General features: G+C 49.7%; 20 protein-coding genes. 12 read left to right on the top strand and 8 right to left on the bottom strand.

Features of this window, described 5'->3' with window-relative positions:
* Positions 1-21 precede the first annotated feature (21 nt).
* The 5 genes from LSE01S_RS01110 to LSE01S_RS01090 all read left to right on the top strand — a co-directional run bounded on the left by LSE01S_RS01110 (position 22) and on the right by LSE01S_RS01090 (position 5,579).
* On the top strand, positions 22-1,950 hold the full coding sequence (locus tag LSE01S_RS01110; protein ID WP_061775788.1) for an ABC transporter ATP-binding protein/permease: 1,929 nt from the start codon (positions 22-24) through the stop codon (positions 1,948-1,950).
* Between the two features lie 811 nt (positions 1,951-2,761).
* Positions 2,762-4,066: a Y-family DNA polymerase gene (locus tag LSE01S_RS01105; protein WP_174520176.1), complete on the top strand. Its 1,305-nt coding sequence runs from the start codon at positions 2,762-2,764 to the stop codon at positions 4,064-4,066.
* On the top strand, positions 4,059-4,367 hold the full coding sequence (locus LSE01S_RS01100; RefSeq protein WP_061775786.1) for a hypothetical protein: 309 nt from the start codon (positions 4,059-4,061) through the stop codon (positions 4,365-4,367). The genes LSE01S_RS01105 and LSE01S_RS01100 overlap by 8 nt, the downstream gene beginning before the upstream one ends.
* Positions 4,368-4,381: 14 nt before the next feature.
* Entirely contained in the window at positions 4,382-4,762 is a 381-nt protein-coding gene (locus LSE01S_RS01095; RefSeq protein ID WP_061775785.1) for a hypothetical protein, read from the top strand.
* 427 nt (positions 4,763-5,189) lie between these two features.
* Positions 5,190-5,579, top strand: a complete 390-nt coding sequence (locus LSE01S_RS01090) for a hypothetical protein (RefSeq protein WP_061775784.1) — start codon at positions 5,190-5,192, stop codon at positions 5,577-5,579.
* Between the two features lie 578 nt (positions 5,580-6,157).
* On the opposite strand, the gene LSE01S_RS01085 is transcribed toward LSE01S_RS01090, so the two are convergent.
* A complete protein-coding gene (locus LSE01S_RS01085; RefSeq protein WP_061775783.1) occupies positions 6,158-7,255 on the bottom strand; it encodes a hypothetical protein in 1,098 nt (365 codons plus the stop codon).
* A gap of 327 nt (positions 7,256-7,582) precedes the next feature.
* Here LSE01S_RS01085 and LSE01S_RS01080 point away from each other — a divergent pair, with 327 nt between their 5' ends.
* The 4 genes from LSE01S_RS01080 to LSE01S_RS01065 all read left to right on the top strand — a co-directional run bounded on the left by LSE01S_RS01080 (position 7,583) and on the right by LSE01S_RS01065 (position 9,532).
* Positions 7,583-8,143, top strand: a complete 561-nt coding sequence (locus LSE01S_RS01080) for a sigma-70 family RNA polymerase sigma factor (protein WP_061775782.1) — start codon at positions 7,583-7,585, stop codon at positions 8,141-8,143.
* A 100-nt stretch (positions 8,144-8,243) separates the two neighbouring features.
* Positions 8,244-8,441 (top strand): hypothetical protein, encoded by a 198-nt coding sequence (locus LSE01S_RS01075; protein ID WP_061775852.1) that lies wholly within the window; start codon positions 8,244-8,246, stop codon positions 8,439-8,441.
* Positions 8,442-8,476: 35 nt separating this feature from the next.
* Entirely contained in the window at positions 8,477-8,698 is a 222-nt protein-coding gene (locus LSE01S_RS01070) for a DUF2922 domain-containing protein (protein ID WP_061775781.1), read from the top strand.
* Between the two features lie 576 nt (positions 8,699-9,274).
* Positions 9,275-9,532 (top strand): hypothetical protein, encoded by a 258-nt coding sequence (locus LSE01S_RS01065; RefSeq protein WP_061775780.1) that lies wholly within the window; start codon positions 9,275-9,277, stop codon positions 9,530-9,532.
* Between the two features lie 207 nt (positions 9,533-9,739).
* Here LSE01S_RS01065 and LSE01S_RS01060 read toward each other — a convergent pair whose 3' ends face one another.
* Entirely contained in the window at positions 9,740-10,654 is a 915-nt protein-coding gene (locus LSE01S_RS01060) for a LysR family transcriptional regulator (RefSeq protein WP_061775779.1), read from the bottom strand.
* Between the two features lie 160 nt (positions 10,655-10,814).
* Here LSE01S_RS01060 and LSE01S_RS01055 point away from each other — a divergent pair, with 160 nt between their 5' ends.
* Entirely contained in the window at positions 10,815-12,029 is a 1,215-nt protein-coding gene (locus LSE01S_RS01055; RefSeq protein WP_061775778.1) for an aminotransferase-like domain-containing protein, read from the top strand.
* 793 nt (positions 12,030-12,822) lie between these two features.
* Positions 12,823-14,217 (top strand): hypothetical protein, encoded by a 1,395-nt coding sequence (locus tag LSE01S_RS01050; protein ID WP_061775777.1) that lies wholly within the window; start codon positions 12,823-12,825, stop codon positions 14,215-14,217.
* A gap of 72 nt (positions 14,218-14,289) precedes the next feature.
* Here LSE01S_RS01050 and LSE01S_RS01045 read toward each other — a convergent pair whose 3' ends face one another.
* The 6 genes from LSE01S_RS01045 to LSE01S_RS01025 all read right to left on the bottom strand — a co-directional run bounded on the left by LSE01S_RS01045 (position 14,290) and on the right by LSE01S_RS01025 (position 21,315).
* Positions 14,290-16,110 (bottom strand): DUF5776 domain-containing protein, encoded by a 1,821-nt coding sequence (locus LSE01S_RS01045; protein WP_061775776.1) that lies wholly within the window; start codon positions 16,108-16,110, stop codon positions 14,290-14,292.
* 133 nt (positions 16,111-16,243) lie between these two features.
* Positions 16,244-18,037, bottom strand: coding sequence for a DUF5776 domain-containing protein (locus tag LSE01S_RS01040; protein WP_061775775.1), 1,794 nt, complete (start codon positions 18,035-18,037; stop codon positions 16,244-16,246).
* 133 nt (positions 18,038-18,170) lie between these two features.
* Complete coding sequence (locus LSE01S_RS10755; RefSeq protein WP_082622305.1) at positions 18,171-18,386, bottom strand: DUF5776 domain-containing protein; 216 nt, start codon at positions 18,384-18,386, stop codon at positions 18,171-18,173.
* A gap of 7 nt (positions 18,387-18,393) precedes the next feature.
* A complete protein-coding gene (locus tag LSE01S_RS10750) occupies positions 18,394-19,962 on the bottom strand; it encodes a MucBP domain-containing protein (RefSeq protein WP_082622304.1) in 1,569 nt (522 codons plus the stop codon).
* Positions 19,963-20,114: 152 nt separating this feature from the next.
* Positions 20,115-20,549 carry a helix-turn-helix domain-containing protein gene (locus LSE01S_RS01030; RefSeq protein ID WP_061775774.1) on the bottom strand — a complete coding sequence of 145 codons (435 nt, stop codon included), beginning with the start codon at positions 20,547-20,549 and terminating at the stop codon, positions 20,115-20,117.
* 109 nt (positions 20,550-20,658) lie between these two features.
* Positions 20,659-21,315, bottom strand: a complete 657-nt coding sequence (locus LSE01S_RS01025; protein ID WP_061775773.1) for a hypothetical protein — start codon at positions 21,313-21,315, stop codon at positions 20,659-20,661.
* A gap of 324 nt (positions 21,316-21,639) precedes the next feature.
* On the opposite strand from LSE01S_RS01025, the gene LSE01S_RS01020 reads away from it, so the two are divergent.
* Positions 21,640-22,434, top strand: a complete 795-nt coding sequence (locus LSE01S_RS01020) for a hypothetical protein (RefSeq protein WP_061775772.1) — start codon at positions 21,640-21,642, stop codon at positions 22,432-22,434.
* Positions 22,435-22,512 lie beyond the last annotated feature (78 nt).

Genomic DNA, 22,512 nt, shown 5'->3' with positions numbered 1-22,512 from the left:
TTATTTGGAGGAGTACAGCCTATGAGCTTTTTAGAGTTAAGGGGTATTCGTAAGACGTATTACATGAACAAGACCGCCTTTCCGGTTCTGAAGGGAATCGACCTGCAGTTTGATCGCGGCGAGTTTGTGTCGATCTTGGGGGAATCTGGTGGTGGGAAGACCACGCTGATGAATATCATCGGTGGGCTGGACGCCCAGTACGAAGGGGATGTGCTGTTGAATGGCACGTCCGTGCGGCAGATTTCGGCGAAAGAGCTCGATGCCTTTCGGCGCCAGACGATTGGCTTTGTCTTTCAAAACTTTAATTTAATCAGTCATCTCAGCATTTTGGATAACGTGCTGGTTTCCCTGCAAATGACCGGCCTCAGTCGGCATGATCAGAAGGAACGAGCCGAAAGCCTCCTGAAAAAGGTGGGGCTGGCGGAACATATGCACAAGCATCCTAACCAATTGTCCGGTGGGCAGAAGCAACGGGTCGCCATCGCGCGGGCGTTAGCCTCCGATCCCGACATCATCATCGCCGACGAACCAACCGGGGCGTTGGATTCTCAGAACACCCAGGAAATTCTGGCGTTGATGGATGAAATTGCGGCGGATGGTAAGCTGGTCATCTGTGTTACCCACTCACAAGAGGTGGCTGACCACGGGACGCGAATTGTTCACATGGAAGACGGGATCATCGACCACGATACGCGGTTGAAGGCTGCCTTCCCAGTTGGAGAACATCACGACTTACCATCGAAGCACCTGAGCTTCACGGCCATGGTCAAGATGGCACTGAAGCATATGCGCTACAACTTGAAACGGAACTTGTTAATTATCTTTGGGGCGTCCATCGGGATCTTCAGTGTGATTCTGATGTTGGGCCTTGGGCGCGGCGTTAAGGGGTATATCAACCACGAAATTTATTCCCAAATTAAGCCAACCGCCGTTCAGGTAGCCCAGAACACGGACAGTCAGGATGCCAAGAAGCTTGAGATTGGCCAGACCGACGTCAACCGAATTAAGCAATTGAAGCACGTTAAGAAGGTTGAACTCGGGTATTACGGCCAAGGAATTCAGGTTCAAAAGGGCGGCACCTCGGCGACCTCGTCCATCTTCCAAACGACGACCGACCAAATGTTGGCTAAGAGCGTGAAGAAGGGGCACAAGCCAGCTACGGGCGAAGTCATTTTGTCCAAGGCATTTGCCAAGAAATTCAACAAGCAACATCCGTACAAGTTGATTGGGCAGAAGGTGAAGGTCTCTGTCACGGGGATGAACAAGCAGCATTTGCCGGTCGTGATGACCAAGTCCCTGAAGGTTAGTGGGATTACCGACGACAGTTCGGGCCAACTTCAGACCAACCTGCAAACGGTGCGCAACATGTACAAGAGTAAGAAGCTGACCTTCCGGGCCAACTTTGCGACGGTCATGATTGATTCCTTGAAGAACGTGACGAGCGTGCAGGATAAGATCAAGGGCTTGAAGACCGACAATGGCAAGAAGAAACAGTATCAGTTGACGGGGGCCGGCGCGATTGTTTCGACGCTGAACACCTACATTCAATTAGCGTTCTACGTCTTGGCAGCCATCGCGGGAATTTCCCTGTTAGTCTCGGCCATTATGATTATCGTGGTGCTGTACATCAGCGTTTCGGAACGGACCAAGGAAATTGGTATTCTGCGGGCATTAGGTGTGCGGCGCAAGGATATTCGCCACTTGTTCTTGTCGGAAGCCTTCTTCCTCGGGTTATTCTCCAGCCTGTTGGGGCTGGTCTTCACGGAAATTGTGGCGGTGCTGGCTAATAACGTGGCTAGAAAAGGCATTGGTTACATGATTATTGATATCACCAGTAACTACATGATCTTTGGGATTGTCGTCGCCATTATCATCAGTCTGTTAGCGGCACTGGCGCCAGCCGGCCAGGCTTCGAAGCTGGATCCAGTGGAAGCCCTGTCGTACGAATAGAAATAGAGTGTGAAGGCCAGCAGTTAACTGCTGAGCATTAACGTCGGTAGGGTGGAAATCCCGAACTTGGATTTTTGACCTACCGGGGTTAAGCGGAGGCGGTTGCTGGCCCGAACACGTTTCGGCCAGATAATTAGCAAGAAAGGACCCCGAAGGGGGCACCACCTGATAATCAAAACCGAATGATACCGGAACCGAATGGGGTTACGCGGATCGGCGTTGAGCGGATCTGACTGAATAAACCAGACCGGTCTACCGCAAATAACTAAATTAATATCAGCGTTAAGAACGTCAAAAGCCCCTCACCGGATAGGTTCCAGTGAGGGGCTTCTTGCATTCTAATGGGACAAATAACCGTTTTAGTCAGAAATTATCAAGCGATAAAAGTGTCGGACTGACCACGAAATGCAGACAGTGTAACATCGTTATATTAACGGATTGTAACAAAAAGAAGCAATCCAGACGTTGCCGCGTTTAAGTGGCGGACAGGCCCGGGTTACTTCTTAAAAAGTTGAGGAAGCTAGTTGACTAGGGCTAACTTCACAAGTTCATTCTACCACTTGGTTGCCATAAAAGCTATTAAAATATTTAGTCGACTACTGATTGACAAGCATAGCAATGAATTCAATATAGCGTTATTCATGACCGAAGTAGTTCAAAGTGTACGCGGGTTTTAGACCGGTTCGATAATCAGCCCATGGCGGCAAAAAATGGGATAGTTAATTCGATAAAAAATTGATTTAATTTCTCGTGTTCGCTTGCAATAACGAACAGACGTTCGTATAATTATCTCATGAATGGAAGGGAGGCGGTGACGATGGATTACTCGCGGGAGCCCCATGGCTTATATTTTATGATTGATAACAAATCGTTCTACGCTAGCGTGGAGAGTATCGAACGCGGCCTTAATCCGCTGAAATCATGTTTGATTGTGATGTCGGAAGCAGACAATACCGGGACCGGGCTGGTGTTGGCTGCGTCACCCACCGCCAAACGACTATTTGGGATTAGTAATGTTTCGCGACAATATGAAGTACCACGAGATCCACGAATTTTAGTGGTTCCGCCACGAATGAATCTGTATATTCAGAAGAATTTGGCCATTAATAAGATCTTTCGTCAGTATGTGGCCGACAGCGATCTGTTTCCGTACTCAATTGACGAATCGATCCTGGACATGACTAAGTCGTGGCGGTTATTTGGCAAGACCCCGGAAGAAGTCGCTCGACGGATTCAGCTCCGAGTTCGGCGTGAGCTGGGGCTGTACACGACGGTGGGCATCGGAGAAAATCCGGTTCAGGCTAAACTCGCCTTAGACTTGCAGGCTAAACACGATCACGATCTGATTGGCCGTTTAACTTATGAAGACTTCGGGGAACACATCTGGCCGATGACCAATTTGGAAAAGGTCTGGAGCATTGGCCATCGGACGGCGGCACACCTTCAACGGTTGGGGATTCACAGCATGGGCGACCTGGCCCACGTGAATCCGTATGAATTGCGCCACGAAATGGGCTTAATTGGGACACAGCTCTTTGCTTTGTCCTGGGGAATCGATCGCACCGAGCTGGGGAATGTCCGGCCACCTAAGGAGAAGAGCTGGAGTAACTCGCAAGTGCTGCCACGTGACTATAAGCGACAATCTGAGATTGAGTTAGTCTTGCGGGAAATCGGGCAACAGGTCACGTCGCGGATGCGGCACCATCATCAACAGGCTGGATGTGTTAGTCTGTTTGTGGGCTTCGCTTGGGATGGCGAAGCCGATGATGGTCGGGGCGGATTGCATCATACTCACCGGATTGATCCGACCGATAACGCGCATGATATCATCGCCGAACTGATTCGCTTATTCCGGCAATACTGGGAAGGCCAACCCGTTCGTAATATCGGTGTGGGGCTATCGCGACTCAGTGCGAGTCAGAACTTACAGTTGGATTTATTCCAGAACCCCGAACGGCAGATTAAAAATAACCAATTTGACCGGGTGATCGATGAACTTCGCGACCGTTTCGGCAAGACGGCGGTTATTCCGGCCAGCAGCTTGCTCCGAGGTGGCACCATGTTGCGCCGGTCCGCGTTGGTTGGGGGTCATAATGGGGGGAATAGTTTTGATTGATACACGTAAGGAAGCCCAGATTGTGGTCGAACGTTTAGACCCGTTATTCACGGCGCAGTGGCACTGCCGCTACCGGATTGACGTGGTCTATAACCAGTTTGGGCATGGGTTTAATTTCTTTTTAGATATTCGCCGCAAGAATCACCGAGAGCGATCGATTCCGTTACATACGGTGCGGTCGACCGATTTAGAGATACTAGAAAATGTGATCGATCAGGTCAAGCAACAGACAGATTTAACCCTGAATTTCGTGGATTTCGGGAAAGTTCGCTGGCCTCGGAGTCAGCGCTGGATTCGTTAAGGGAGTGACGGTCCATGATTTTACATCAAGAACCCGATGACCGGGTTGCCGATCAGTTCTTTGACCGGGACTATCATGATCGTGGGATGTTGAAGTGGGGCGGTTTCTATCTGTCCGATCACACTAGTGCCCTGGCGAAAATGCACGCGGCCGAGCAGATCGAACCGACTCGGCCGCAACAGGACGAGAAAGCGATAAGCGAGGACCTCGCTACCGCCTGGCGGTATAAGAAGGCCATCCATCTACAGCTGAACATCTTTAGTACCAACCAGACGATTGCCTTGGCGGACGGCTTGGTGGCCGGTGTCAATGAGGACCAGATTGTGTTGCGAGTGGCGTCCGGGCGTTACCGCCGCTTTCCCCTCAGCGCTGTTCGCAACGTCACGTTCACTTAGGTGGCGATCGACACTGGCGCCTGCCGGTTGGCGCTGGGATGGCTGGAACGTGGTGGACATGACTTGAAGCTTTGCCCAACCCGCAAGTCTTCAAGCTCGGTCTTTACCTAGACCGGCGAAGATCACGCCGATCAAGCTAAACGACACCACTGAGCCATCCTAGCGCCGCCCTCTCGGCTAAGATCGATTGTCCGTAGTTAACAGACTAGGTTACTTAAACGATTATAGTTATTCAATTATTCAGATTCGCTTGGTTGGCACCTGCGGGACAGGGTCGACCAAGCAGATTGATTCATCCTTCATGCGTCACTTTAGGTCAGTTAGAGGTATCTCCGCAAAGCCATCCGGAGAATTTCTAACTGGCCATCTTTTTTTGTTATTATTTTCGGGACCGCAGTACACTAAGAACAAAGAGGTGGCGGTTACGATGGATTTTATTGATTTGGATCCGATTGACTTACAACATACGCCGTTGGGCACGCGGAACCAGAATCCCAAGCTACATGACTGGCAACTGGATTGGCAGAAGGTGGCGGCGCTCATTCACGACAACCACGATGTCATGGCGGTGGTTCAGGCCGGTCTTGCCGAGGATTGGCTCAACACGCAGGGAACCATTTGGGATGAAGATCGCGGCTACTATCGGTATCCTAACGATAACCGGGAGCTAGACGACACCGTCTTCTGGGCGGCCTCAACCTGGGCCACACCGGCCATTCTGGTGACTTTTCACAACGAGCTAACCAAGTCCTTCGCTTGTTACCGGGTAGGACGGGACCCGGATTTCCACTACTTGGGTCATGACAATGCCGAGTGAAAATACCGCCAGAACGTCGCAAAGGGAACGTCGTAAGGACGTTCCCTTTGTTGGAGATTAAGTTATGGTAGTTAACTCAGACGGGATGGCGCCCGTCTCGCGGCTAGTATAACATTGTCGGTTTAATTTGATTAGTATTTCGATGCTTTTTTCAGAAATGGGGAATGATCGCTGAATCTTGGCGGTTGTTGCCCATTTTTTTGTTGTGAAAATAACTAGCTAAAAAGGTCTCGTCCGTGGACCACTCACGGATGAGGCCTTCTCTGGAACACTTGGTTTGGTTGGTGAGGATTGGTGCTTGGAACACGGGGAACTCCGATGGGTCTTCTCACTCTTTCCGAAACGTGTTCGCGCGGGCAACTGGTTCCGCTTAACCCCGGCGAACCAAGAATCCAGAAGCGGGATTCTCGGCCCACCGCCGTTAAAGCTCGCCAGCTACCGCCGTCGTTCTCACTCTTTCCGAAACGTGTTCAGGCCAGCAATCGCCTCCGCTTAACTCCACCAGGACAGAAATCCAAGTTCGGGATTTCCATCCTGGCGCCGTTAATGCTCAGCAATTACCCGCTGGCCTTCTCACTCTAATACTTACTAATCTTCAACAGCTCCGCACCCTTATTACTCATGAGGTAGCCGTTACCGTTCGAGGTGAATTGTAGCCCCTCGAATTCACGCTTACCGCTGAACTTGGAGGCCTCAACTTGGCTAGCCTTCAGGTGACCGAGCTTGGAGACGGGGATGGATGAGATGCTGCCATCGGACACGAAGTACAGCCGGTTACGCTTGGCGTTGTAGCTCATCGCCTGTGGCTTGGTGCCGGGACGGTTCCGCAACCCCTGCATCACCAGGTGGAATTTAACGGACTTGCTATAAATCTTCCCTTGGTAAATCTTGACCGCACCCTTAGGCGCCCAGCCACCATTGCTGTAGGTGAAGAAGTAGGCGTTGCCCTTCTTATCAAACGTCAAGTTGGACCCCATGGCTACGGTACTCTTTAACTTGAAGTTAATCTTCTTGGTTGGTTTCAACGTCTTGGTCGAAACTTGTTGGACGTTGGACTTCACCGCGGCGGGCTTACCGATAAACCAGAGTTGGCCGTTCTTTGGATTCATACTCAACGATTGGCCGTGACCGGTGTTGAATTTAGGTCCGACCTTGATGTACTTCAGGATGGCCTTATCCTTACTGGTCATTTGCTTAGTGGCGTGGTCGTAAGTGGCCCGGCGCAAGGCATCCATGTGGCTAGTACTGATGCCGTATTTGCTCCGCAGGGCGCCCAGGTTGTACTTCACAATCCAACCGCGGGTACTTTGCGAACTGGTGGTAATCAGCTCGTAGAGGGTCTTGCCGTCCTTTGTGATGACCTCACTTTGGGGATTGCCCCAGTCGGCCGACCGGTTGTAGGTGACGGGTAGGAAGACGTTACTCTTGAACGTGGCTTTCTTCCCCTTGGTGCTATGTAGGCTAGTGGGTGACGTCTGGAAAATGTTGCTATAACTGGTCTTGAAGCCGTACCGCTTAACAAATAAGTTCTTATTGTTTACCGTCTTGTACTTCTTAACGTTATAACTGGCTAGGGCGTTACCCTTTTGATTATAAGTCTTGGCCTGAGCCACGCTGGTCCCGCCCAAGAGCAGGGCCGCGCTGGCAACGGCCGTTAACCAAACCGCTTTCTTCATGTGCATAAATGCCTCCGATATGAAATCTATTATTTAACCGCTTACATAATTATTTATACCACAAATAACTCAGTCTGCGGGTGATTCTGAAAATAAATTTACCCTCTAAAAAGAACAAAACGGGGGTTAAACGGGAAAAAGCAGGACTTTGACGATTTCAGCCGATTTTCCCGCGAATAGCTATTTAGGGGATGAAGGACCGGTTTTACAGGCCAAAAACGGGGGCTAAACGGGAAAAAACGGGCGTTAGGAGTCCGCCGCCGACTCCGGTAAGGTAGGCCGTGACCATAGCGCTATGGATCATCACACTCGGAAGGATGATTTCATTTGGTTACTGACCCCACCGCCGCGTATCGCTTCTTATACGAAGGCGACCACGAAACGATTCTCTATGCCGCCCTCAAGCGCCTCCACCTGTCGCCCAGTCACAACGACTACGAGGACTACCTCCAGGAGGGCCGGCTGGCCTTTCCCGAAATTTATGCGACCTATCCCGGTGATCCGGAGGCCCAACCCCACCAGTTCCTGGCGTACGCCCTGCAAAAGGTGGTCTGGACGCTGGCCGATCAATTGCGACAGGACCGGAAACAAACGGAACGCCAACTGCCGGGGGATGCCGATCCCGTCCTCACGGAACTCCCGAATGAGGAGAATGTCCTGACGGCGATTGGCCTGGCCGATTATCGCCGCTACCTCCTAAAATTAGTGGGAGCCGCCGGTAAGACCGGCGAATGGCGCTTCTTGGTGGGCACCATGGTCGATCAGCTAACGGCGGCCGAGATTGCGCAACGCCATGACGTGAACCTGGCCACGGTGTACCGCTGGCGGCGTTCGCTAACCCAGCGACTGATTGCCCATTTGACGCCACCGGAAAATTTTTTAAATTAATTTGCGAAAACATGCGAAAAAATCGGCCCGGATTTCGTTAGTAGGAGTGTAAGGGTTGGCCGACCACTTACCAAAACAGGTTCACGAAGGGAGCTCCACCATGCAAACGAATTGGAAGAAGACCACGATTACTTTTCTCCTAGGTACCGACGCTGTGCACCCCGTTAAGATTGCGATGGCCAATGCCGTCGCAGATCCAACGGCCAAGCAGGTCGAAGACTTCGGCAACACCTTATCCGGTCTGACCGGCTTGCCATTCTTAGGCGGCCTGGTTACGGTCCAAAACGTCTTAGCTTAATCGTCCGCCACTAAGTCCCGAAAGGAAGGTTCTTTATGAAAGCATTAGAATTGACGTTTAAAGGTTCCGACACCCGGATCAAGCATTTGCGCTTGAAGTACGTGAACACCGACTTACAGCCCAAGGAAATTCAACACTTTATGGAAACGTTGGCCGCTACTAAGCTCTTCGCTAAGGAAGGCGTTGACTTATACGCCGAACCCGTGAAGGCCGACTTAGTCGACACTAACACCACGACGCTGGTACCAGTCGTCTAATTACACCTGTCACTGAACGGTGACGCAACCAAAGAACGCCCGGTTCTCCAGTGAGAGAGCCGGGCGTTTGGCGTTGGTTTTTGTTTTCTAAGCCATGGGTGTGGTTGGGGTTTGGGTACCTTAGATAATGCTGCCCGCCAGCCGTCGGCCCCGCTGGGCTGGAACGCGGTGAACCCGATTTTGAGCCAAAGGGCGGTCTCAAAAGTCGGTTCTGCCTAACCGGAGAAATTCCCTCCGCTAAGGCAGTGCCACGGCTGAGCCCGGGCCGACCGCTGGCTGTCAATTGGTCGATGTCTCAGCCATGGCGTGACTGGCAGCAGGCTTAACGGTAAAAGCCACGCAAAGTCATATTCTATCGAAGTGGGATTACCGGTGGTCATGGGCTCTTTCTGCAGCCCTACTTGAGAAGGTTACACAGAGTTATTGTTAATTAAAAGCACTTGTCAATCGTCGTGTGTTACAGGATGGATTGGTCCGGGTGGCTGGTAATAATTTCTCAGGCCATTATGATCACTTGCTGTTGTGCACGTGGTAGACTTCAACGAGAATGATCCATGTTACTAAAGAGGTGGAAAGATGGCGAAGTTCAATTTTGATTTAAAGGACACAGAGGCTGTTATCAAGGAACTGGTGAATGATCCAAGGTTCGATCGGTTTATAGCAACTCTGCTTGAAATTGATTGGGACTGTGAATGGAATTTGGGACTGCCAATTAAACTGAAACTTAGAGTTAATAAAAGTGCGTTTAATGACTCAGCAGAATGGAAAGGACGGCAGGTCTCAATCAATAAAGATTATGCCACGGCTATTCAGCAACAGGCACTAGCTGCATAGAGAACGATAGCAATAAGGAAAAATAGATCCATGTAACGTAGACCATGCCGTTAACAATCATGAATGTTGGAAACGGTCAATATCACTATAGAAAGTCAAAAAAGGTTGCAAGCCTGACGAAAAAGCAGACTTGTAACCTTTAGTTGTTATTGTATAAGTTCTGGATTAGTCAGCTAAGTCAGAGCTGTACGGGAAAATTAGTCCAACTTAGGCTTCCGCACTCGCTGTCCGTGTCAGCACCCGGTCCGGGTACTTCGTGTCCACGTAGTTCTCGATGGCGGCAATCATCTGGGCGGTTGAAGGGGCTTTGGCCTGTTCGCCGTTGACCACCAAACAGATTGTCCGGAAGAATTGTTCGTCGAAGGGATAGACGTTGACCTGACCACTTAAGCGTTCCAGCGCCAATTCGGGTAAGATGCCCATGCCCATGCCGGCCTCGACCATCGCGAGGATGGATTGGTCGTCAATCGAGAAGCGCAGCGCGTTACTGCGAATCTCGTAGTGGTCCAGCGCCGCCTTGGTGTCCTTATCATAGTCGCCTCGTTGGAGAATGAAGCTTTGACCACGCAGGTCGACCGCGGTAATGGTCTTGCCGTTGGCCGGCTTGAATTCTTGTGGGGTGATGCAATAGATTTCGTCTTTAATGAGGGGAATCACCGTGAGCTTTTCGGCCACCGGCAAAGCGGAGAGGCCAATGTCTAGTCGACCGACTTTGACCGCCGCCGTGATTTCACTGAAGCTGGCCTGTTCCAAATCCACGCCAATTTGCGGAAAGTCCCGCTTGAATTGACGAATGATGGGGGGCAACCAGGTCAGGCACACGGAGGAGAAGGCACCGAGGCGGACGTTACCGGCGTTTAAGCCGTTGATGTTAGAAGCGGCTTGTTGGAGCCGGTCTTCGGCGTTAATGACCGCCTGCAATAAGGGCAGGACGGATTGGCCGTCCGGCGTGAGTTCGACCCCCGTGCGATTACGGATGAAGAGGGGGAAGCCGAGTTCTTTTTCAAGTTGATTGACGGAATGACTGATCGCTGAAGGCGTCACGTTCAGCGTCTGAGCCGCGCGGTAAAAGGTATGTTCATGCACAATGGCCTGAAAGACGCGGTAAGCAAATGGTAACAACGGGGCACCTCCTTGGTTAGGTTGAATGACTTTCCAACGGCGAACTTTTAGATCGCCGTAACGGCGTTTCTCTTACTGGTATCTTATCATAAACCCCAATAGGCAGAAAGCCTAGTCAACGGTTCGACCGGAGGGGGTCAACCAGAAAGGTGTGAGCGGTATGATGACAGATATCTTCGCAACGCGGGTTAATCCTGATCGCCCGTCAGCGTTAAGCGGCTTGTTTATAAATGACACGGATCCCAGCGCGGTGTCCTTTGCGGCCGGCAGTCCTAACGAAAGTCTCTTCCCAGTGGCGGCCATGAAGCGGGCCTTCAGCGACGCCATCGACGACAAGGGACCGCATCTTTTTCAATATCAATCGGTTGCCGGTAATGATAGTCTGCGGGCAAAATTAGCGGCGCGGATTGGCAAATGGGGCAACGTTCACACGACGGCGGCCAATATTTTGTTGACCGTCGGTGGTCAACAAGCCATTGACCTGGTGGCCAAGGCCGTCCTGAACCCTGGCGATGATATCGTGGTCGAAACACCGGCCTACGTGGGCGCCTTAGCGGCCTTTGACATCTATGAACCCAACTATCATGCCGTGGGCCTGGAACCCGATGGGCTGGACCTGAACGCCTTAGAAGATACCTTGAAGCGTCACCCGGGGATTAAGCTTCTCTACACGGTGCCGGACTTCCACAATCCAACCGGGATTACCATGAGCGTCACCAAGCGGGAAGCCCTGGTAAACCTTGCCAACAAATATGACTTTATTATTATAGAAGATTCACCGTATCGGGACCTCGATTATGTGGCCTCACCCTTGCCAGCTATCAAGAGTTTCGATACCCAAGGACGGGTGGTCTTCATCTCCAGCATGTCGAAGATCTTGATGCCCGAACTGCGGACCGGCTGGCTGGTGGCGGACGGGGAGCTGTTCGATGCCATCTTCAAGATGCGGCAAGCCGCCGACCTGGAAGCTTGCGGCGTGATTCATGCGGCGATTGACGCCTACATGACGCATAATGACCTGGATGCCCACGTGACGGTCTTGAAGGACCACTACAAGCGGCAATGTGCCGCCATGATTACGGGGCTGGAAGACTACTTCCCGGATGAAGTGACCTTCACCCGGCCAACCGGGGGGTTCTTCGACTGGGTCACCTTGCCGGAGGGCATCGATGCGGGCAAATTGCTGTTGAGCGACATTCAACCGCACGCCCATATTAACTACGTGCCCGCCACGAACTTCTATCCTTACCGCGACGTTCATAACGGCATGCGGCTGTGTTTCAGCGGCCTCACGCCAGCTGTGATTGACGATGGGATGCATCGGCTGGGGGATGCCGTGAAGAGTGCGTTGCATGACGTGGAAGCACTGAAATAGTCATGGAAGATTTAGGACAAAGCAAAAGTATAACCTGCGGTAATTGGTAGATGGATCACGCTTACCGGTCAATGAGTTGTTAGAGTCTGTATCTCCTGTATACACGCCTCTGCAATTATCGCAGGGTTATTGTCCTCTCTTGGGGGAAACCCACATCGTTCAGGGTGAACCCGTTAGTGCTCGTTGGCTGAAGAAGCGTGAAGATTTGAAAGCAGTGACTCACCACCCTCGTTTAGGTGGGGAGTCACTGCTTTTTTGTGAGCTTTAACTAAAGAGGCAGAAAAGGAAAACTGATTTAGGGAGTGGGTGGAGCGGTTGACGGCAGTGTAGCCGAAACGTGTTCGCACCAGCAACTGCCTCCGCTTAACCCCGACAGGCCAGAAATCCAAGCCCGGGATTTCCACCCTGTCGACGTTAATGCTCAGCAGTTAACCGCTGGTACTCACACTCTGGCATAACAAAAGGCCCGACGAATGATTTCGCCGGGCCTTGCCTTAAAGAAGTTAATCGTTTCCGTTCTCCACGGAAGCGATAACCTTAAGGCGACAATTTCCTGTTGCCAAAAAGCATCACCCCCTTTCATTTAATAAGTGCAGTGTAGACCCGGTGGGGGATGAATGCAAGTAAGTTGACCTTCCTTAAGGGCACATTAATCTTAAGTAATTCGATATTCTTTAGAATAACGATAATCTAAAGTTACTTCATTAAATTAACCTTAAACCACCCGAACCACACCATTCTCTGGTATACTAGATTCGTTATAAAATTACTTATTCCAGAGGAGCAAACACATATGCAATCTCGTTTATCTAAATCATTGTATCTTGGTTTGGCCGCTTTGAGTTTAGGTGCCGTTGCCACGGTATCTACTGCCAATGCAGCTTCTAAAGCCAAGGTTGTTTCCAGCAAGACCTTAAATACTGACCCAACGACTCGTAACGTTCAACCAAATGGTAAGAACGCTTTGTTCACGAAGCCTGGGACTGTTAAGGGTGCTAAGACCGTTGCGTCTAAGAAGACTATGAAGAAGTTAGCTGGTTCAGCTAAGTCTTCGGACTACTTCCGTGCCTACTACCAAAAGGTTACGAACAAGGGTGCCGTTTACTACAAGGTTGTTTCCATGAATGGTAAATACCGTGGTTACATCTACGGTGGTAAGAAGGCTGGGACTTTCGCCGGTGGGATCAAGAAGTCTTCCACGACGCGTGACCGTAACTTACCTACGAACACGACCGTTTACTTCACGAAGCCTGGTACCAGCAATGTGACCTGGAGTGCACCAAAGTACACCCAATACAAGGCAACGAAGTCGGTTAAGGACACGAAGCCATACGCTAACGATACGTTGAAGATCACCGCAGCCGCTACTAAGACGCGTGAAGGTTCAATGTACTACTACGTAACCGACGCCGCTCATCCTTCCGTTAAAGGTTGGATTTACTACAAGGCCGTTACCGACAAGCTTCCTGCATCATCATTCAACGATGCAACCGACGTTAAGGTTAACTTCAAGACTACGACTGGTACAACGGTTAGCTCAACGGTTCTGAATAAGTTGAACGCTGATGGCACGACTGCACCTGCAACTAAGACGGGGACGTCCGTTGCGACTGCTGCTGTCAAGGCTGCTGACGATAACTGGGGTAATGCTTTACTGAAGGGTACTGGTTACAAGTACACTGCTGGTGACACCATGAACCAAAGTGCCTTAGCCAACGCTAAGACCGGTGACACGATCGACCTGTTCGTCACGACTCGCGACAACAAGGCCTCAACCTTCAGCTTCTACCAAACTAATGGTAACGGTGACTTGTCTGTTGCCGCTTCACCACTGAAGGCTTACACTGCCGGCGCTACTGCCGCACCTGACACGGTTGTCTTCCCAGCCGCCAGTGCCTTTACTGGTGCTGAAGGCTTAGACTTCACCGCCGCAACTTCCAAGGCATTCTTGACGAATTCTGCTTTGACGAAGTTGTACACGCCTAACTACAAGTCCAGCAATAGTCAATCTGCCGTTGATGTTTACACGGTTTACACGTTATCCAGCACGATTGCCGGGACTTACGGTACGCCAACTAAGGCCTTCTACACGGCCGAAACTAAGACTGGGACTTCCCCAGCCAACGCAACCACGATTCCTGATTCAAATGCATACGTTACGCCAGCTGCTGCAGCTGCCAAGAACTAATTTGAATTAAACGAAACGGCGGTCAAAACCAATTTGGTTTTGACCGTCGTTTTTATTTGTTTTAATTAATTTTTACTTGAAAGGACTCACGAATCGCTTATTCCCCGTGATATAGCCACCAGAGACTCGGTAACGTAGCGTGTCGCCTTTACGGAAATTGTGGGCATTGGAGTAGGCCCAGCCGGTAACCTTAAGCGTCTTGCCCTTAGCAAAATGCTTATTCCTCTTGGTCAGGTTAGCCGTGCCATAACGGTTGATACCCGTCTTGGCCCGAACGTGCTTCGGCATCGTATATTTGCCAGCGATGACCAACTTCTTGTTGGCAGAGACGTATTTACCGTTACTGAGTTGTAAGCGCGTCGTCAGGTTATGGTTGACAATCTTTTTAACCCTGAGGACTTGACCTTGCTGGTAATGCGACCGCTTGTGCGTCAGATTCTTCTTTGAGTAGGCATTGAGCCCCTTAGGATTGATCACGGTAACTTTGGTTGGCTGGTTGGCATAGTAGAGCGGTGCCACATACCCGGCATTAGCCGTGATGTATCCGGTGGTCCCTTTACCATTGAGATCCTTAACCTTGTAGCGCTTGACGCCGTTTTTCGAGGTAGCGGTGCCAATGACCTTGAACGTGGGCCGGTTCATCCGGGACTTCTTGGCGTACATGGTCTTAAGGGCTTTTTTACTGAAAGTTGGGGACCTGTAGAGGCCAATCTTCTTGGTAGCATAAACGACGCTGTTTTTAACGGCAACATCGGCCGCAACCTTACGATAGGTGTAGGTAACGGCTTGCTTGGCGCTGGTAAATTTACCGGATTCGTCACCGGTCGTCTTGACCAGCTTGTAGCCAGCGATGTTAAGTGGCTCCGCATTATAGCTATCACCCAGGGAACCCGTTAATGTTTTGTCCGGCTTCAAGGTCTTGCCTTGGTCGTCGACATAGTGGACGGTGACAGGGTGGCTGGTAGCGCTGGGCATTGTTGCTGGTGTGGCGGCCTTAAAGACGAAACAGTTTGGCGATGCGATGGTGCTTAATTGGCCGTCAGCGATGTAAGTCGTTCTCTCGGGATCGCTACTATCTTTTTGTGGGATAATAAAACTCTTGACGGGTTGCTTGAGTAGATCACGCTCCTTGTCTGCTGAGGCTTGAGGGTCTAATCGAGCCAGTCGTTCGGTTGAATCGGTTAGGAATATCATGGATTCACTTTTAAGAATTTGGGAGGCAGTTACCTTAAAGTCGGCTGCGGTTTTGCCAAGATAGTTGCTCATGCCCTCAGTCATTGGAATTGCTGAATAGATATCCTCCATTTCCGCTAACTTTTCCATGACGTTGCCATTGAGGTCCTTTTTGATATCACTATAGCTGCGTGTACCAAGTTTTGTTTGTGCCGCGACCTTATAAAGCCATGAATAGACGTAAGAATAATTGGTAAAGTAGGTTGTTAAGTCATCCGGACTGAAGGAGCTACTATAACCATTACGCGGTGCTAGGTATTCCGCTAAGGATTCATCCGGATCGACGCTTACCCCATCCTTGGCGAGGCTCAGCATTCCACGCGCGATAAAGCGAGGTGTCGAAGTTTCAGGATCATCATATTTGACGAACGGTAAAGAAAGTTCGACTTTTACATCCGAGGAAGCATAGCTCTGGGGAAAAGGATTCGTAGATGTCCCTGGATACCAAGGAACCTTGGTCGTCTGACCTTGTTCATCGGTGATCCGATTGTAAGGCGCCTGAATCGATGCAAATTGATAATTGACAGAGTCTTGAGGCTCCGTTGTATCAGTAGTGGCCGGCGTAGTTGTTGCTGCTTGAGCCAGTGTTGGTGTGACGATACCACCAAGTAAACTTAATGTGAGGCCAGCTAGAACGAGCCGGCGAACTAATTTTGACATCTCATCACCTCATAGTTTTCAGTTATTTATATGCTCAGTCTAGCACAAATCGATATTAAAAAACTGGGTGTGCAGATAAATAAAAGGTCAAGACCTTGACGTCTTGACCTTGGGGGAGTTGAGAAAGCGGGGATTACTTGAGCGCTTTAACGAGATGGTTATTTGCGGTGATGTAGCCACCGGCAACCTTGTATCGCAAGGTGTCTCCCTTGCGGAAGTTATTCGCGTTGGAGTAAGCCCAGCCGGTCACGTTAAAGGTGGCATGCGTCTTCTTGGCATAGTGGCGATTGCGTTTCGTCAGGTTGGCGGTACCGTAACGGTTAATGGCCGTCTTGGCTTGGACGCGCTTAGGCATCTTGTACTTGCCGGTAATCACCAGTTTCTTGTTGGCGGAGACGTATTTCCCATTGCTGAGAACGAAGCGAGTCGTCAGGTTGTGGTGAACAATCTGAGTCACCTTGAGCACTTTGCCTTGCTTGTAGTGGGCTACCTTGCCAGTCAGATTCTTCCGGCTGTAGGCGTTGAGACCCTTAGGATTAATCACGGTAATCTTGCTTTGGTTCTTGGCATAGTAGAGTGGCGCAACGTAATCACTGTTTGCGGTGATGTAGCCGGTCGTTCCTTTACCATTGAGGTCCTTAACCTTGTAACGTTTAACGCCGTTCTTTGAGGTAGCGGTGCCGATGACTTTAAACATAGGCCGGTTCATCCGCGATTTCTTGGCGTAAGTTTGTTTGATGGCTTTTTTGGTAAAAGTTGGGGAACTATAGAGACTAATCTTCTTGGTAGCGTAGACCACGCTGTTCTTAACCACCACGTCGGCCGGAGCCTTGCGATAGGTGTAGGTGACGGATTGATCGGAGCTGGTAAACTTACCAGATTCGTCGCCTGTCGTCTTAACCAGCTTGTAACCAGTGATACTGAGTGGTTCCGTCTTGTAGTTATCGTCGAGTGAGCCCGTTAAGGTTTTGTCTGGCTTCAAGGTATTGCCTTGTTCATCGACGTAGTGGACGGTGACGGGGTGGCTGGTGGCGTGAGCGACACTTGGTTCGGGTGATAAGACCACCGTAAGCGGCTGAAACAGTCCCGTAAATATGGCACCATCGGCTTGAACTTTGCCATTAACATTCTGAATATAGGTACTTACCGGCTTTTTAAGTATTTGGGTATCTTTTTCTTCGGAGGCCGCGGGATCCAATCTAGCAAGTTGTTTAGTATTGAGTTGAGTGAGATGAAATGATGGAACCGCGCCCAGGGAAGGTATAAGACTATCTGTATCGTTGTCGGCTGCAAAGATGGGATCGAGGTGCGAAACGTAAGAAGTGCCACCTGGTTGAAGTACATCAAGACGGGCAAGCAATGGTCGGATTGTGGCATAATATTCATGCTTAGCAGCCGTGAAGTTGAAGGTTCCTAATTTTTGTTCCGCACCCATTTTGATGGCCCAGAGACAGTAGTGCATGTACATGGTATGTAGCTGGATATATGACTCGCCGTCATCTGCTCCCTGAGGATAAAAATGATCATAAACGTGTTGTGCTAAACTATCATCAAGGAAAACTGAAAATTTTGCGAAGGCATGCTTTTTCATCATATCAGTGGTTTCTTCTACCATTAGTGGGTCCGTGACGCCTTTGGGGTAAGTTGCCGCAAAGTCTGGAGCTGAAATTTCGGCCAGAGTATAAGTCTGTGAGTCGGCTTGTGGATACCAATAATTTTTGGTGGGCGCATTGGTACCATCATAGATCATAATATAAGGGGATTCATAAGTATCGAAATGTATAGTTGTCGCTGTAGAGGTCCCAGGGTCAGTTGTCTCGGAACCGGGGGCATTACTGGCAGCTTGAACAGTTATTGGTGTGGAAACGCTGCCAATTAGGAACAACGAAAAACTGGCAATGAGTAATTTGATAGTCCATTTATCCATGCGAACGCCTCACTTTTTTCATATTTATACATCTATAGTTTAACATTGTTCGATGATAAAAAGAATATAGGCAAGACAAACAAAAAGTCCCGGACCAGTTCGTTCGGGACTTGAAGAAGTTGTTATTAATTTTCTATCTGAAGGTTTTGATAAAACGAGAATTTCCGGTGATGTAACCACCGGCAACCTTATACCGCAGAGTGTCGCCCTTGCGGAAGTTGTTGGTATTGGAGTAGGCCCAGCCTTTAATGGTGAAGGTAGACTTCTTGGCGAAGTGCTTGTTCTTCTTCGTCAGGTTAGCCGTCCCGTAACGGTTGATCGCCGTCTTGGCTTGGACGCGCTTAGGCATCTTGTACTTACCCGCGATGACCAGTTTTTTTGTTGGCAGAGATGTATTTGCCATTGTTAAGGACGAAGCGGGTGGTCAGGTTGTGGTGAATAATCTGCTTTATTTTGAGGACTTGACCTTGCTTGTAGTGAGCCGCCTTACCAGTCAAATTACTCTTGGTATAAGAGTTAAGGCCATTAGCGTTAATCACGGTCACGCGCTTTTGCTTCTTAGCATAGTAGAGTGGCGTAACGTAGCTGGACTTGGTCGTGATGTAACCAGTCGTTCCTTTACCGTTGAGGTCCTTCACCTTGTAGTGCTTGACGCCGTTCTTCGAGGTAGCGGTGCCGATGACCTTGAACATTGGCCGGTTCATCCGAGACTTCTTAGCGTAGGTGGTCAAGAGAGCCTGCTTACTGAACTTTGGGGATGCGTAGAGGCCAATTTTCTTGGTGGCGTAGACTACGCTGTCCTTAACCACAATGTTGGCCGCTGCTTTGCGATAGGTGTAAGTGACGGATTGATCGGAACTGGTAAACTTGCCAGATCCATCACCAGTCGTCTTAACAAGTTGGTAGCCATCGATACTGAGTGGTTCCGTCTTGTAGTCTTCGCCGAGTGAACCCGTTAAGGTCTTGTCTGGCTTCAAGGTGTTGCCTTGTTCATCGACGTAGTGGACGGTGACAGGGTGGCTGGTAGCCGTAGACGATGCTACGGATTTAAGGACATAGGCGGATGGTAAGGAAGAGCTACTTAGGAGTCCATCGGCTAACATGGTCCCGTCGGTTTGTTTCGTGACGAGATCAGTCATCGGTGTTTGCAGTAACTTAGCCTCGGCAGTTTTTGAGGCTGTGGGATCCAACCGGGCCAGTTGATCGACTGTGAGACTATCTAAGTGGAATTCGGCGGTGTCATTTAATAAGGCTGATGCCATATCATTAAATTTGCTCTCATCCGACATAGTATTTTCAAACAGTTGCCAGTTTTCACTACCGATCATATCTTTTTCTGGCTTAAGTTTTGATAAGACATTCTGGATGTAATCTGCGTGGATAGCTGTAAAGTTGGTCTGATGCAGTTGGGCTTTGGCAAGCGATTCGAATAACCAAGCATAGGAATAGGCGATGGTTTCATAGATGGAGGTTATGTCGGCAGAAGTCTTAGCTGCGGAATACACGCGTCGTGAAATTAGGTAGTCAGCAAATTTGTCACCAGGCTTCAGTGTGCTGCCGGAGTCTGCCAGCTGGGCCATCTTTCCAGCAGTCCCTGGGGTGTCGGGATGATTTGGCTCCGAAGCTTTTAGATCATTTGCAAAGGTGAGCCCGTTGTCATCTCCGAGAATTGTGTCACGAGGAATAATCTGGGATTTGACATCAGGATACCAGGGAACCTTAGTTGTTTTTCCATGGCTATCCGTGATTAAGACGTAGGGCAATTGCATGGCGCCGAAAGTAACGGTGGTGCCAGTGTCACTGGGATCAGAAGTAGTCGCCGACGGATCGGTGGTTGCCGCTTGGACGACAGTCGGGGACAATACCCCGCCAATTAGTACGAGTGAAAGACCGGTAAGAATGAGCCGGCGAATCTTGATAGTCATTTGATCGCCTCATTTTTTTACTTATTTACTGATCAGTGTAACACTGTTCGGGTGTGCACTGGCATCAGTTTCGATAATATAAAAAGTTCCGAACAGATTCGTTCGCGACCGTGTTTAAGAACGGACAACAGGTGATGATGAAGGTTGAGGTGTTATGTTTTTGGGTTGTCGGGTTTTACGGTGGCATTAAAGTGGATCCCTTTCGCCCATTTGAATAGATTATCTTGATAGCCAGTTTGGACGCGTTGATTGTTCTCGATTTGAGAAACGGTGGACGAACCTAGGCCCAACTTTTCGGAAAATTCGCGAACAGTTGGGCCAAGACTGCTTCGTAGTTCGTAGATCTCTTGTGGGCTCATCAGTCCTAGCCGCTGACGGTAGGCAGCAAAGTCTGCCTGGACGTTCTCTAACGGATGATCGAAGTCGACCCAGAGCTCACCAGTCGAGTCACGCAGGTAATGGTGTTGGACGATCAAGTCATTTAGATGCTTTACGCTGACTTTTTCTGTTTGGGTGACGTCGGTGAAGACTTCACGACGGTTCTTAGTAGTCGTTACAATTGATTTTATTTTATCAATATTGGGCACTTTGCACATCCAGACTTGGTCGATGTGTTCTGATTCTTATCATAACTTGTCTTGTTTCTCACGAGAAAAAACCCTGCTCAAATCAATGAGCAGGGTAGTTGGCTATCACTTATTCTCCCGGCATCCGCAACGTGGTCGGGAGCTTTTCCTTTTCCAGACCCAAGTGATCACAGATCGTGGCAAAGAGGTCGGGTGCGGCCAGCAACTCATCCAGGTCGGGCACCTCTAGCCGGTGACACAGCATGTTAATTACACTCGGCGTCACGTAGAGTTGTTCGGCCTCCATCTGCCAGTATTCCATGGGTGAGACCCGGTAGAAGATGCAGGCGATCGCCACGGGATGCCATTCAATCTGAACCCGGACGCACCGCATGATGTCGGCATAGCTGTTGACGGCGTTGGGATTGGGCATTTCCACTCGTGAGTGGTGCTGGGCAAAATCGGCGCTGTCGGGCCATTGCATTTCTTGCTGTTGCTGATAGGTCACCAGGCGTTGATGCTTGTAGTAGGCCATTTCGGAGAGGGCTGACGTGATGTGGTCGGTTCGCCGCAGCTTAACCGCTTGGGCGTAGGTGAGCTCGTAGCACTGCAAAATGAGGGTCAGAAAGTCTGGATTGGGCTTAGCAATGTGATCTTTTTCCAGTTCAGCCAGGTACCAAGATGGAATGCCCGTATTCTTGAGGACGGTTTCGATTGGTGCCTCGTTGGCCAAGACCAAGCGAGCGTTGGTTAGTAAATCACCCAAAGTGTGCCGCAACGGTTGCATTTTACCCCTTCTCTCTAGTACTGCCGAGTATAGCAAGAATTGGTCAGCGTTGCATGGAAATCTCGTGAGAATCGAGCCGATTTTATGAGAAAAATCGAATTAAACCAGTATAAAATATATTATTGTTCGTTATCTGTTTAGCCGATAATGTTGCCTAGAAACCTGTTACTAGGCAAATTGTAGAGTGCGAACAGCAATGCATATTTTAAAAAATAAGTGTATATTTCTTGCTATTATTCGTGTTTTGTGAGAATCTATAGCCGGGCAACTGGAAGGCATGCAACGTTAAGAAGTGTCTAGATAGTCCCGAATCTTGCAAAACTTATGAAGGCATGGCTGAGTACTAGGGGATTATCCGCTAAGTATCGAGAACAGGTCGAATCGGCGGGGTGTGTGGATTTTACCAAGATTCGACAAGAGGACGTTAAGCGCGTCGTTCCCGGTAAATCATTAGACATTGACTGGACCGAAGTGATCTTTATCAAGAATATTCGGGGACCTAAGCGTAGTTCATTTGATACCATTGTTTGGTCGCGGACCGAGGGGTTCTATCGCACCAAGGTGCGGCCACGAATGTTGTTGAATCGGTTAGCCGAAGATAATGGAATTTCGTGGTTTGATATGACGATGTTTTATCGGTATCTCCATTTGACGGGACGGGTGCCCTTTGTGATTGGCCCGTTGATGTTTATCCCGACAGAGGTACCCAAGAGTCGGAATCATACCAGTTGGATTGGTGGCCAATTCGTTCGTCACATCAACGAGGTCGCCAAGACAAATGGGAAGCCCAAAGTTCGAATTGACCTGGCCAATCATATGGAAATGGTCATTTGGGACTCGGAGCCCAGACTACGGAAGAGCTTAACGGATGCTCAAGCTGTGTTGCGGTTGGAGCAGGCCGAACAGGCCGTTCGAGCGCGGACTAATTCAGTGAATGCTTCCAATGATTGGCTGGATGCGGTATCCGAGCTGTATCAATTATCCAAGGAGATCTTTGCCAAAGAGGTCTTGCATAAGGCTGGCTTTGATAAAGAAATTAAGGGGGCTGACATCAAGCGGATCGTCCGTGAGATTGACCGGGGAAATAACGATTCCTTACATCTAAATGACGAACGATAGTCGTTTATAAACTGCGTGTAACAGTCGAAATAATGGCTCATAAGCCCGCTATATAAGCGAAATAATAAAAAGTTTGGC

The organism is Levilactobacillus senmaizukei DSM 21775 = NBRC 103853, from assembly GCF_001592085.1.
Lineage (GTDB): Bacteria > Bacillota > Bacilli > Lactobacillales > Lactobacillaceae > Levilactobacillus > Levilactobacillus senmaizukei.
This window is presented reverse-complemented; position numbering and strand designations above follow the sequence as displayed.